At 56.3% G+C, this 12,082-nt stretch carries 12 protein-coding genes; 6 read left to right on the top strand and 6 right to left on the bottom strand.

The features are described from left to right. Positions 1-105 precede the first annotated feature (105 nt). On the bottom strand, positions 106-744 hold the full coding sequence (locus WNY37_RS11850; protein ID WP_342973595.1) for an OmpA family protein: 639 nt from the start codon (positions 742-744) through the stop codon (positions 106-108). A gap of 230 nt (positions 745-974) precedes the next feature. Between WNY37_RS11850 and WNY37_RS11845 the strand changes: the two genes are divergently transcribed. The 3 genes from WNY37_RS11845 (at position 975) to WNY37_RS11835 (ending at position 3,279) form a co-directional block, all read left to right on the top strand. Then, entirely contained in the window at positions 975-1,841 is an 867-nt protein-coding gene (locus tag WNY37_RS11845; protein WP_342974898.1) for an NAD(P)-dependent oxidoreductase, read from the top strand. A gap of 115 nt (positions 1,842-1,956) precedes the next feature. Continuing rightward, entirely contained in the window at positions 1,957-2,841 is an 885-nt protein-coding gene (locus WNY37_RS11840; protein WP_342973594.1) for a TIGR00341 family protein, read from the top strand. A 3-nt stretch (positions 2,842-2,844) separates the two neighbouring features. Next, complete coding sequence (locus WNY37_RS11835; RefSeq protein WP_342973593.1) at positions 2,845-3,279, top strand: DUF1801 domain-containing protein; 435 nt, start codon at positions 2,845-2,847, stop codon at positions 3,277-3,279. Between the two features lies 1 nt (position 3,280). Here the strand turns inward: WNY37_RS11835 and dacB are convergent, their stop codons facing one another. The 4 genes from dacB to WNY37_RS11815 form a co-directional block, all read right to left on the bottom strand. Beyond that, complete coding sequence (gene dacB / locus WNY37_RS11830; RefSeq protein ID WP_342973592.1) at positions 3,281-4,741, bottom strand: D-alanyl-D-alanine carboxypeptidase/D-alanyl-D-alanine-endopeptidase; 1,461 nt, start codon at positions 4,739-4,741, stop codon at positions 3,281-3,283. Further along, positions 4,741-5,745 carry a porphobilinogen synthase gene (hemB, locus tag WNY37_RS11825; protein ID WP_342973591.1) on the bottom strand — a complete coding sequence of 335 codons (1,005 nt, stop codon included), beginning with the start codon at positions 5,743-5,745 and terminating at the stop codon, positions 4,741-4,743. The genes dacB and hemB overlap by 1 nt, the downstream gene beginning before the upstream one ends. After that, positions 5,742-6,191 (bottom strand): GNAT family N-acetyltransferase, encoded by a 450-nt coding sequence (locus tag WNY37_RS11820; RefSeq protein WP_342973590.1) that lies wholly within the window; start codon positions 6,189-6,191, stop codon positions 5,742-5,744. The genes hemB and WNY37_RS11820 overlap by 4 nt, the downstream gene beginning before the upstream one ends. A 118-nt stretch (positions 6,192-6,309) precedes the next feature. Then, positions 6,310-6,585, bottom strand: coding sequence for a PilZ domain-containing protein (locus tag WNY37_RS11815; RefSeq protein ID WP_342973589.1), 276 nt, complete (start codon positions 6,583-6,585; stop codon positions 6,310-6,312). A gap of 327 nt (positions 6,586-6,912) precedes the next feature. On the opposite strand from WNY37_RS11815, the gene WNY37_RS11810 reads away from it, so the two are divergent. Next, positions 6,913-7,407 (top strand): MarR family transcriptional regulator, encoded by a 495-nt coding sequence (locus tag WNY37_RS11810; RefSeq protein ID WP_342973588.1) that lies wholly within the window; start codon positions 6,913-6,915, stop codon positions 7,405-7,407. A gap of 53 nt (positions 7,408-7,460) precedes the next feature. Further along, the gene (locus WNY37_RS11805; RefSeq protein ID WP_342973587.1) at positions 7,461-8,159 is read left to right on the top strand and encodes a hypothetical protein; all 699 of its coding nucleotides are present in this window, start codon (positions 7,461-7,463) and stop codon (positions 8,157-8,159) included. Here WNY37_RS11805 and WNY37_RS11800 read toward each other — a convergent pair. Then, positions 8,145-8,756, bottom strand: coding sequence for a cytochrome c family protein (locus WNY37_RS11800; protein WP_342973586.1), 612 nt, complete (start codon positions 8,754-8,756; stop codon positions 8,145-8,147). The two genes, WNY37_RS11805 and WNY37_RS11800, sit on opposite strands and share 15 nt — an antisense overlap. A 315-nt stretch (positions 8,757-9,071) precedes the next feature. On the opposite strand from WNY37_RS11800, the gene WNY37_RS11795 reads away from it, so the two are divergent. Continuing rightward, positions 9,072-12,047 carry an SdrD B-like domain-containing protein gene (locus WNY37_RS11795; RefSeq protein ID WP_342973585.1) on the top strand — a complete coding sequence of 992 codons (2,976 nt, stop codon included), beginning with the start codon at positions 9,072-9,074 and terminating at the stop codon, positions 12,045-12,047. Positions 12,048-12,082 lie beyond the last annotated feature (35 nt).

The following is a 12,082-nucleotide window of genomic DNA, read 5'->3' as shown; positions in this document are numbered from 1 at the left end:
GTGACGAGGACCGCAATCAGGCTGACCCACATGGGCCAATTCGATATCAGTTCTGCGGCCATTCGGCCTCCTCGCCTGTATCCCGACCCCTATGGATCCGCGGATCTATTCTATTTGAATCACTATGCTCAAGCGACGGTTTTGAGGCAAGTCAGCGCGGCCGTCTTCGAGGGGCCGCGTGTCTGCGAGGCCTGATACACTGCGGATCTGCGAGGCATCGACGCCGCCAGCTAACAGGGCACGGCGCGCCGCGTTGGCTCGATCAGAAGACAATTCCCAATTAGAATAGCCGGCCCGCAGCATTGGGGCGCTGTCGGTGTGGCCCTCAATGGCTACCGGGAGGCCGAGGCCTGCTATCGCTTTGGCGGCAAGGTTGATGACAAGCGTTCCGCGATCATTCAGTGTCGCTTCACCCTTGTTGAAGAGTGGCATGCGCTCGAGATCGATGAGCTCAACGCGAATACCGCCGTCGTTAGCCTGCACGAAGACATTGTCTCGATGCTGCTGGAGTAAGCTGGAAGCGTAAAGTTGCTCAAGAATGAGGTTGCTTTCAGGCTCCGTAACTGTCGTGAGGTGTGGTTCGAGCTTTGACGAAGAGCTGAACTGACCGGCAATATCCGCACGTTGGTCGTTGGATGCGCCGTGTATCAGCCACATGACCAGAAAGAATGCGCATAGCGCCGTCAGAAAATCGGCATAAGCCAGCTTCCATGCGCCTTGGCGGCGGACGGGAGCGAGGGGCATTCTGCTAGCCCTGCGGTAAGAGGCGTAATTTCCAGCCATAGTCTTCCGATCATTCTGATCTGGAAACGTGGTTAACAGGTCTGTCTTGAGGTCTCCTCTCGTAATCCTGACGAATTTGATACAAATCCAACCGGGCTCGATATTTTGGTATTTATCTGCAGCCGGTGTCGATAAATGGCGTCAACCGCTCTAGTTTGAGCGAAAACAATATGACGATTGGACAAGCGAATATGAGCAAGTGCGCGTTTTTGGGGCTCGGGGTGATGGGCTTCCCTATGGCAGGTCACCTTTCCAGAAGCGGACACGATGTCAGCGTCTGGAACCGGACGGCATCGAAATCGAAAACCTGGGCAAGCAAGTATAAGGGGGAATCGGAAACGGATGCGGCGACTGCTGTATTCGGCAAGGAGTTCGTGTTTCTCTGTCTCGGCGACGATCCAGATGTCGAAGCCGTATTTGATGCGATTGAGCCCAATCTCGCTGCAGGTATGGTAGTCGTTGATCACACGACCGCGAGTGCGGACTTGGCTCGCCGCCTGAATGAGCGTTGCCAAAAGCGCGGGGCGAGTTTCATTGATGCGCCGATATCAGGCGGCCAGGCCGGTGCGGAAAACGGCAAACTGACAATTATGTGCGGCGGCGATGAAACCGCGATGGACAAGGCTCGACCCGTCATGAAGTCGTATGGCTCGCGGATAACGCACATTGGGGAGAGCGGGGCAGGCCAGCTCGCTAAGTCCGTGAACCAGATTTGTATCGCCGGTATCGTGCAAGGTTTGTCAGAAGGTATTCACTTCGCCGAAGCGAACGGACTGGACGTTGCGAAAGTCATTGAAGCAATCTCCGGTGGCGCGGCGCAAAGCTGGCAGATGGAGAACCGCTGGAAGACGATGTCGGAGCGAGAATTCGAACACGGCTTTGCTGTCGACTGGATGCGAAAGGACCTTCGTATCGCCCTGACGGCGGGCAATTCGGCCGGCGCGTCTTTACCGGTAACGGCTTTGGTCGATCAGTTTTATGCGGACGTGCAGGCTGCAGGTGGCCGGCGCTGGGATACCTCGAGCCTCATTGCACGCCTGAAGAAAACCGAGTCTTGAGGTGCGCCAGCTAGAAGTTCATCTCAAACGACGCGATAGCGATACAGTGCTGCGGGCGATCAAGGCTTTTGAGCCGGTCGACTGGGTGCAATTCGACGTCCACCAGGAAGACCGCATGTATCTGAAAGTGATCATGCACGATGGTCGCTCGCAGGCGCTTAGTGATGCCATCTACACGGCTCTTGAGACGTGCAATGACTGGCGGGTGACGATGATTCCTATCGAAGCCGTCATACCCACACCCGAGCCGCTCGAGGAAGAAGACAAGAAAGCAAATCTGGCTGTCCTGAGAGAAGAGTTGCTCGACGATGTCACCCGGGATGCGGCTCTGACCACGGATTTTCTGATCCTGTCGGGCCTGTCGACGGTGGTGGCCGCGATCGGGATGAATTCGAATGGGGTCGCTGCGGTCATCGGCGCGATGGTTATTGCCCCGCTCCTGGGCCCGATCCTGGGGTTTGCGCTCGGTAGCGGGCTTGGGAATATGACCCTGCTGAGAGAGTCTGGCAAAACGCTCGCCGCAGGATTGGGAATTGCGCTTCTGGTTGCGTTCGCACTCTCATTTGTGCTGCCTCTTAATCTAGAGAGCCAGCAATTGATTTCGCGAACTCAGGTGCGTCTCGATAGTGTTGCATTGGCTTTGGCCGCTGGTGGTGCTGCTGCCCTCTCCATGGCTCAAGGTAAGGCGGCCGTGCTGGTCGGCGTCATGGTCGCTGCTGCGCTGCTGCCGCCGGGTGCGGCCCTCGGGCTTTTCCTTGGAGCGGGTGAGTGGACCCTGGCATCACGATCGGCCACGCTTCTTTTCCTCAACATTGTCTGCCTGCTTGTATCGGCATTGGCGGTGTTCCGTCTGAAGCAAATCAAGCCTCGCGGATGGATCGATCAACAGAATGCGGATCGCGCTTTTTGGCTCAATGTGGGGCTATCGGTTGCTTTGTTGATCGTGTTGATCGTTCTCATCATCGTTCTTGACCTCGGCAAAGCTGTCGATCTGGGGTGATGAATGGGCAAGGCTGAAAACAAGACCAAACCGACAGCGCAGTCTCCGACCGCATTTATAGACTCGGTAGAGAATAAAACTCGACGGGACGACGCAAAGCGCCTGCTCAAGATCTTCGCAGAGGTCACGAACCTGGAACCGAAAATGTGGGGACCGAGCATAATTGGTTATGGTCGCTACCATTATAAGTATGAAAGTGGTCGCGAAGGCGACTTCCTGCTCACCGGGTTTTCGCCGCGAAAGTCGAACCTCGCCATCTATATTCTGTCGGGGTATTCCGGCCTTGAGGCCCAATTAGAACAGCTCGGAAAACACAAGCTCGGCAAATCTTGCCTATATATCAACAAGCTGGCCGACGTGGATGAAGATGTCCTGCGGGAGATCATCAAGCATGGCATCCAATATATGCGCGCGAAGTACGAGACCTGGGAAGAGTGACTCAGAGGTCCCGAACGAAGCCAAGCACCAAATCATCGATGATGCGGCGCGCCTGACGATGCGTGAGGCCGGAATCGTTGATGAATACGGCGAAGGCATACTGTTCGCCGCTGGCCGCCGTGAAGTATCCAGCAAGTGCGTCAGTTCCATAGACGCTGCCCGTTTTCGCGCGGATCATTCCGGGTAGAAAAGACGCAACAAAACGCCTCGATAACGTCCCGTCCTCGCCATTGGCGGCAATGAGCGGGTACCAGGCTTCATACCATTCCTGCTGGCTCGCCCAGCTGAGGGCGCTCGTCATGGCGCCGGGTGATAAGCGGTTGTAAACCGAAAGACCGGATCCGTCAGCGACATCGTATTCGTAGTCTTCAGCCCCGGCTTCGGCCAGAATGTGTTCGACTAGCCAAATTCCAGATTCCGGGGTGCGATCGGCCAAAGTCAATGAAATGTGCTGCAGCAGGACTTCGCTATCGATGTTGCTGCTTTCGTGCAGGATCGCTTCGATCGTTTCTGACGGGTTGGGAGTCGGCAGCGCATAACGAGCAAGTTCCACGCGGCTGTTATGGCCGGCTTCGGAATTGGGCGACGATCGGACGACGCCGCCGGTAACATTTACACCCCGTTCAATCAGCATCGCCCGAAAGACCTGACCCACATAATTGGTTGGGTCAGCGAGGCCAAATCGAAGCGGGAGGGTCGTGCCGGGCGGCAGGTTTCCACTGAAAACCGCCAGGTTTGAGCCCGCTTGCAGGTCCAATTCGAGTTCCTGGCTACCGCTGTTCATGGTGACTGCGGACACATCCGTTTCGAAAGCAGGGTATGACGTCCAGGAAAACAGCGGACTTGCGGAGGATTGGCGCGGCGCTGAGATCCTGGCGGCCGCTTCTCCACGATCAGCGCTGAGCGCGGAAACTGCAGCACCATAAGCGAATTTGAGGTCGTCATGGCTCCAGCCATCCGGCCGGTAGGGTGGGCGAAACAGCGTGTCATCGACAATCACAGACCCAATTTCGTCGAAGTCCGAACTTGCCAGAGTTTCTGCGAGCGTCGAGAGGCAATTGAGTTGGCAGTCTGGTGCAACAGACAGGGTGACGTCGCCAGTGCCAATCAGGCGCACGTTAGGACGCTCGGCGTCGGTCGCACTTGATTCAACGGTGAGAACGGTTCCTCGGGGCCACCCGGAATTTTCAAAATCCCCCAGAAAATGGAACGCTGCGATGGTTGTCAGTAGCTTTTGGCTGGACGCTGGCAGGAAACGGCGTTGCGCGTTCGTCTCCAGGACAGGCGTGCCGTCGAGCCGGACAACGGAGATGCCAATATTGCCGCCTTTGAGGTCGAGATCCTTGATCTCGTCATTAGCGCTTGGCGTTTGAGCCTGTATCGGCGCGGCGACCAGAAAACTCGTACAAGCGCCGACGATTAGTAACGACCGACAGGCGCGACTGAGCCATCTGCTCATCATCAGGCGTTCAACAGCTCTGCAGCCTGCTCGGCAAAGTAGGTAATCACACCGGCGGCGCCTGCACGTTTGAATGAAACCAGAGTTTCCATCATGACGCGTTCGCCATCAATCCAGCCGCGGTCACCAGCCGCTTTGATTTGCGCATATTCCCCCGAGACCTGGAAGGCGATTGTCGGGATCGCAAAAGTCTCCGAAACCCGGCGAACAATATCGAGATAGGGAAGGCCAGGTTTCACCATGACCATGTCAGCGCCTTCAGCAATATCCATAGCCACTTCACGCAGGGCCTCGTCCGAGTTCGCCGGATTTTGCTGATAGGTCTTCTTGTCGCCTTTGAGGGCCGTCGCTGAACCGATCGCATCGCGGTAGGGCCCGTAGAAGCCACTGGCGTATTTGGCGGCGTAGGACAGGATCATTGTGTTGACGTGTCCTTCCTCCTCTAATGCCTGTCTGATGGCACCGATGCGCCCGTCCATCATATCCGACGGGGCAACAACGTCCGCGCCGGCGTCAGCCTGAACTAGCGCCTGTTGAACGAGAATGTCGGTCGTTGTGTCGTTCAGCACGTAGCCATTCTCATCGACCAGGCCGTCGTGGCCGTGGGATGTATAGGGGTCCAGCGCCACATCGCAGATGATCCCAACATCTGGGGCTGCGTCCTTCATGGCCTTTATGACTTCTGGCACCAGGCCGGATGGATTCAGGGCTTCCTGTCCGCGCTCATCTTTCCGGTCCGGATTGATGTGAGGGAAGACTGCGATAGCGGGTATGCCGAGACTTTCGGCCTTGCGCGCGGCTTTGGCAGCCTCAGCGACGTTGAGGCGATAGAGATCTGGCATTGAGCCGACCGGAATTCGGGGCTCCGCTCCGTCATGTACAACCATCGACCAGATGAGGTCAGAGGGCGTCAGAACATGTTCTGCGCTCAGCGTCCTGATCCAGCCGGCCTGGCGGAGGCGGCGAAGGCGGGTGTTTGGAAAAGTCTGGGGAAATGGTGAAGTCATGCGTTCCTATTAGCGCGAATGAAGCTCTTGCGAACACGCTTTCTCATGAAAACTCTCTTCGAAACGTCCATAAAGGGACGTTGCGCCGTTTCAATTTCAATCATGAAGGGCTGGTAGTCCTGTTTTCGGATTATTCGGTAGCCCAGTCTTGCATAAAAAGGTGCATTCCAAGGTACATCCCTGAAGGTCGAAAGAATAATCTGCGGCTGGCCAAGCTTGCGAGCCTTCGAGGTCAGGTTATTCATCAGGAGCGTGCCGATGCCCTTCTTACCATGGTCGGGATGCACGCTCACCTGATCCAAGTACAGGCCGGATGGCGCGATAGAGACGAGCGTAAAGCCGATAGCATGCCCGGTATCGTCCCTCGCGACGTCGAGACGCTCAGACCGCATGGCCTCCTCAAGCACATCCAGCGGGACATGGTCTTGTAACGCCTCTTCGCTCAACAAGCCGGTCGGAGCGAATAGCTGTCCTGCGGCAAGGTCGAGCTCGATTAATCGAGAGATGTCGGATGGTCCGGCGGGGCCGATCTTTATATCGTGAATGGGCTCGGCTCCCAGATTTCTATAGAGCGATGGTTTCCGAAGACAGCAAGCGGACGCCGAGCAGGGGACCGCGTTGCCATTGCTTGATCGCTTTGCACTTCTTAATTTTCTGACGATCAGGGCTCACAATTTCGATCACGAAATTTTCGGGAACAACAACTGAGTTGGACAGCAGCAGCTTTGCTCCGCGCTGCGAAAGATCTTTTACGACAAACGAAATCTTGAACCCATTCTCAAGGATCAGGGTGCCCGATGTATTTACCTGGAACCGGACATATTCGCGATGTTCTTCCATGGGCGCTAACTATCCTGATTTGGTTGCGCGGGATTTAATCTGGAACAACGACTTACTGCGATTTGCGGCCAAACCTACACTGAGCTGTTGGCTTCCATCTGCAGTCAACGATGCGGAACGTAGAAAGCGTTCCTTCCCGTCCAAATTCAACGCTCAATAGCAGCAGGGCTGCCAATTTTCGGTTCTGCGACCATTCAAATTTAATGAAAATTGCCCGTTTTGTTAACGAAGTGAGCGTCCAGAACGGTCATGTTTAACGAAATATCAGGAAGATGGGCGTAACTCTAATCAAACTACAACAAAAGTTGAGTGATGATGGTGGTACAAATGAACAACGCTGCGCAAGCAGTGACCAGTGAAGACACGGTCGCTGAATCTTTTCTGAAATCTCTTTCCCTGCTTGAGCAGGCTCATCGCCGTCTGCACGACGTCGTCAAAGACGACTTGGAGCGGGGTGGTGAGCGTCACCTGACGGGTGTGCAAGCTCTGCTTCTTTATGAAATCGGGGATGGTGAAACGCCAGCTTCGACGCTGCGGGCTCGCGGTGCATTCGCAGGCACGAGCCTATCTTACAACATCAAGAAGCTTCAGGAGGGTGGCTACCTGCTGCAAGCGCGCTCTGAAGCCGACAAGCGCACCGTTCACCTGCGGCTCACAGAGCGCGGTCACAAGGTGCGCGAACGTGTCGAAGGCCTCTTTGCCAAGCAAGCAAACGCACTTGAGCCGACTGCGAGCGTCCGTCCGAACGACTTGACGCAGCTCAACAAGACGGTTTCCCGTCTCGAGCGCTTCTGGTCCGACCAGATCCGTTTCCGGCTCTAATTTAAGCGCAAGCTTTTCAACGTGTGACGGAGGGCCTATAAAGCCCTCCGTCTATGCTTAGGTGGGGTCTAATCGTTGCGATCGCGTATTGCGCGCCAGATGCAAATGCTGGCCCGTGGGTTCGCCATGACAATGAGGTTTATACCCGCCTTGCCGTGTCGCGCTCGACTGTCGAGTCTCTTGATGCCCTGCGGTACGACACTTATTCCGAATTCGGCCTGAGTGACGACTGGACCGCCACGTTCAAATATGAACGTTTGCAATTCGACCAATTTGAAGAATTCAACGCTGATGGATGGCGCGCCACAGCGCGCCGGGGCTTCCGGCTATCTCCAAATATTGTTGCCTCGGTCGAGGGCGGCGTGTTGCAAGGGGCTGCAATCGGCGGCGCTGCGGCTTGCGAAAAATTCGGAGCAGAGGCGCGGGCCGGTTTCGGGCAATCACTGACCTATAAAATGAAAAAGAAGTCCGTGCCTGCTTTCTGGTTTGCTGAAGCGGCTTACCGGGTTCACGATGACGGTTGCAATCGCCAGCGCCTGGAGCTTGGTTATGGCCAACGCGTTTTTGGCAATGTGTGGGCCATCTCCCAGGCCTGGTTTGATGATGGCACGCACAATGCGGGCTCCAGCAAATATCAGTTCGAGTATCTCTGGAAGGCTGACACGTTCGAATTGTCAGCGGGCACCCTTACGGAGTTTGGCGGAGAGTTCGATGAAAGCGCTGTGTTCGTCGCCGTTTCAAGGATCTTCTGAAGTGTCGGGCGGTGTCGTCTCATATCCGCTTTCAAGCATGAGATAAGCGATCACGGCCGTGCGGTCTGCCGGCTTTCGGACGCCCACGAAACTCATATTGTTGCCGGGGAGGTAGGACTTCGGGTTTGAAAGCCATTCGTCCACATGACCGGGCGTCCATACAATGTCGGCATTTGAGAGTGCATCGGAATATTTGAAGTCTGGTAAGGAGCCGGCTCGCCGTCCGAAGATCCCGTACAAGTTTGGCCCGACGAGATTTTGACCGCCTTCTTTGACTGTGTGGCAAGACGCGCAAAGTTTGAACGTCCGGCGCCCAAGGGAGTAGCTGGCCTCATTGTAAGGCGCCGGCAGGCCCGCAAATTCATTGCCTTGAGGCGTAGTGGTATCTTTGCTGGCAGCGGGCGGAGTCTTTGCATTGGTTTTGCTGGTCTCACGAGTCGGTTCGGCAGGCGCTGGCTCTGATGGGCTACAGGCTGACACAAGAATCGAGGCCATGGTGGCCAAAAAAAGTGTTTTAAATTCCGGCATTAGGGGAGACTCTTTAGCTAGCTTCTCGCTGCGTGAATTGCGAAGAAAACGACCATCAAACGATTTCACAAAGCGGGGCTATTGTCGGTGGGGCCTGATGTCGCGTCCCGCTGGCTCCTGTTGTGCTGCTTACAGGCAGATAAGCCAGATATTAACTCAGTTCGGATAAGGCTTGCCCAATAAAAATACCATTGGGTGATAACAAATGTTTCGAATGCGTGCTGGCCTTCCGGCTGGATCGCTTGCCTGTCGTGGGGAAGCGCGTCTGCCTAACTGGTCCTTGGCATCGGCTCCAGTGAGTTGATTTGAGGATGTGAGCTTCCTGGTAGCTCACAGGCAATGGCGAACCGATCTGGCATACCAGCCCTCGTGGCTGCACTCTTAATGGCTGTGGCGCCTGTCGCAGCTGCCCAGACGGGTGTGCGCAGCGATTCGATACGCGTGTCTCAGCCAGATGCGTATGTCATGTCTCTGGAGCGTTCATTTGACGATGCAGCCGGTGAGGTCGATGTGCCGGTCGAATACCGCGATGTGACTGTCGAAGGTGTTGTCGTTTCTGTTCGCACGCGTCGCACGGGTGACGAGCTTGATGCACTTCTGATCGATGCTGAGCCTATTGCAGACGCCCTCCAAGGGCGGTTCGAAATGAATGAATCGACGCTCACATACCACCGTCACCAGGATGGCGCTGTGATAACGATGGATTTTGCGGATGGAGACGTCCGATCAAACGGAGTGCTTGTCGGCAAATTGCCCAGTTTCGAGCCTATTGAGAAGGCAGGCGTGTGGCTCGGGCCGAATGCGATTGCGGTTCTTACCGGCACGGTCGTCAACCAAGGCCTGGATGGCGAATTGATTTACGCTCTCGACAAGCGGTTGCGTCCAGAGTTCGACCTCGACGTGTGGGTCAATGGCCGCCCCGTCGACACCTTTGGCAATGAAGCCCGAACCGTCGGTCCTGTGCTCCTGGTTCCGCTTGGGCCAGTTGCTGAAGCTTTGGGTCATGAATTGAGAGTGGAGCCTGGTTTTGTGACTGTCGTCCGGTCGCAGGACTCTGCGGTCATCAAGCTCGATCTAGCGTCTGGATTGGTTTCAGTGAACAACACACCACGCCTTGTGACGCCCAATATGTCCTTCTCCGACCGGAACCAGCTCTTGCTACCGTTTTCAGCCGTTGAAACGCTTACGGGCACCCATATCACCGTTACGCCGGGCTCCAATCGCATAGACATCAGTCTTGATGATCGCCTGGGTGACGCTGGACTGCCGGGAGACGCCGTTTCGTCAGGGATCGGCAATACGCCCCTCACGCCCGAAGCGTTGAGCTATCAGCTTAGCGATCGCGGGCCTGTCATGGCGCAATTCAGTAGCCGCGTTGATCGCGTAAACTCTCGCCTCACCTATGAAAGTGCAGGCGGCATGGAAAGTCGTCGCGAGTTGGAGCCCAGCTGGCTGTCGCTGGACGTTCAGAGCCTTGATGGCTGGGTCGGCAGTGCTGGCGACTATAGCGAGCGCCACCGCGAATTATCTGGCGTAGATGTGTCGCGCATACGGGGTTTGTCATACCGCGAGCAATTAGATGACGGCACTCTGGTTGCTGTGGCCGGCGGATCAACTTTGACGGGGACGGAAAGACTGAGCGATACCGCTTCAAAGCCGGAATTCGGGGGATTTGCCGCGGGTGTCAGGGTCTTGGGGGCTGATGGTTCACAAGAATTGGGGGCGTCCATGAAGTCACTGGACGGCGGTGAAACATCAGCCTTTGTCTTGTCAGGCCAGAAGGTCCTGGATCAGAACGGAAAAGAGGGCGTTCTGCAGTCCGCCTATGTTTCGGCGGATGTAGGACATTTCGATACGAAGATCGGCTCCGGCCTCGATATTCGCGGTCGGGGGCAGGCGCGCTATCGGATAACGGACCAGATAAACGCTGCCATTACGGCCTATCATGTCGGTGAGAAATTTACGGCCTCAGCAACTGACTCTGCCTTCCAGGGTGTGTTCGACAACCGCGTCGGCGCCCGCACTGGAGGGAGTGTTTCGACCGACTGGCGCAGCGCAAAATCCTGGGGCCTCCTACAATATGTCGCCGTCGGTGCACGGGCCAGCGTCACCCACATTGGTGGCAGTAACGATATCACCGCGCAATCACTTGTCATGTCGGTCAGTACGCGCATCGGTAGAGACGGGCCGGGCGTGTCGATTGATATCGACCAGACCAGGAAGGAAGAAACCGACGGCGTAACCGACACAACCTCGGTTCGTGCGCGTGTGTTTCAACGGTTCGATTGGGGGATAGTGCAGGCGAGTTACGACTCTCAACCCGCTGCCAATACTGCCGAACAAGCCGTCGTGGCAGTGCAGGGTAATCCTTTCCGCAAGTCGCTTGGAGAGGGCGCATATGTTTCCCTTGCCCCGTCGGCGACACTCGCTAGGACTGATGGATACACATCGCTACGGGTCGGTGCGTCCGCCGCATTTTCCTCCGGATCAAGGCTTGGCGACAAGCTGACAGTGGACGGACAGATGTCGGCGCTACCCAGCGTGAATCCTGATGACAATGACACGCGATATTTCGCGAATCTGCGGGCTCGGTACCTGATCAACAAGAATACTGAGTTGACCGCGAGCTACTTTGACGACCTTCAAGGGCGCAACGACTTGTCCGTGGCGCTGCGCGGCACCATCGCGTTCAATGAACCGCGCCAGCATGCGCTGCCTCTCGAAGACCGCGGCGCTCTGACCGGCACGGTTTTCGTCGATTTGAACCGAGATGGAATTCGTCAGGAAATTGAACCAGGCGTGCCCGGTGCCCGCCTCAGCGTGCGTGGCACTCGCTTGTCCCTGGCAACCGATCGGGACGGCAACTTCATGATCCAGAATATAAAGGAGGGGGTGTCTGTCATATCGGTCAGCCGCCAAAGCCTGCCTCTCGGCTACATGGTGTCTGATGGCCAGCTCTCAACAGCGACCATCACAAGCGGTCGGCGAACAAATGTTGAGATTCCGATTGTGATGTCCGGCCAGGTCCGCGGTGCCGTCTTTGTGGATATGGACGGCGACGGAAAGGCCGGGCCAGAGGATCAAAGGCTGGAGGGTCAGGCCATTCAACTCATTGACGCTTCGACATCGAAGGTCTCCGAGGCAGCTTCAGCTTCTTTTGGTCAGTATGGCTTTGAGAACCTGTCTGCCGGCAAGTATCGTCTGCGCGTCATGATTGGCTGGCAGGAGTTCAACGTTGATGTCGAGTTGGCAGATGACGACCTGCTGAAGGTTGTACCAATTGCGGTGCCGCCAGCGCTGATGGGGATGGAGCCACCGGTTGATGCGGCTCTGCCAGACGAGATCGCAGCAGCAGCCTAAAAAAAAGGCCCGACAGCTTTACGCTGCCGGGCCTT

Origin of the sequence: Henriciella sp. AS95, assembly GCF_038900055.1 — a bacterium.
Lineage (GTDB): Bacteria > Pseudomonadota > Alphaproteobacteria > Caulobacterales > Hyphomonadaceae > Henriciella.
The sequence above is the reverse complement of the archived record's forward strand: the minus strand, read 5'-3'. Positions and strand labels throughout refer to the sequence as shown.

Bases quoted from the DNA above. Each gene is read 5' to 3' on its own strand.
- WNY37_RS11850 (WP_342973595.1), bottom strand. From the start codon at position 744: ATGCCCCTCGCTCCCGTCCGCCGCCAAGGCGCATGGAAGCTGGCTTAT.
- WNY37_RS11795 (WP_342973585.1), top strand. From the start codon at position 9,072: ATGGCTGTGGCGCCTGTCGCAGCTGCCCAGACGGGTGTGCGCAGCGAT.
- WNY37_RS11805 (WP_342973587.1), top strand. From the start codon at position 7,461: ATGCTTAGGTGGGGTCTAATCGTTGCGATCGCGTATTGCGCGCCAGAT.
- WNY37_RS11835 (WP_342973593.1), top strand. From the start codon at position 2,845: ATGGGCAAGGCTGAAAACAAGACCAAACCGACAGCGCAGTCTCCGACC.
- WNY37_RS11840 (WP_342973594.1), top strand. From the start codon at position 1,957: ATGTATCTGAAAGTGATCATGCACGATGGTCGCTCGCAGGCGCTTAGT.
- WNY37_RS11845 (WP_342974898.1), top strand. From the start codon at position 975: ATGAGCAAGTGCGCGTTTTTGGGGCTCGGGGTGATGGGCTTCCCTATG.
- WNY37_RS11810 (WP_342973588.1), top strand. From the start codon at position 6,913: ATGAACAACGCTGCGCAAGCAGTGACCAGTGAAGACACGGTCGCTGAA.
- hemB (WP_342973591.1), bottom strand. From the start codon at position 5,745: ATGACTTCACCATTTCCCCAGACTTTTCCAAACACCCGCCTTCGCCGC.
- dacB (WP_342973592.1), bottom strand. From the start codon at position 4,741: ATGATGAGCAGATGGCTCAGTCGCGCCTGTCGGTCGTTACTAATCGTC.
- WNY37_RS11815 (WP_342973589.1), bottom strand. From the start codon at position 6,585: ATGGAAGAACATCGCGAATATGTCCGGTTCCAGGTAAATACATCGGGC.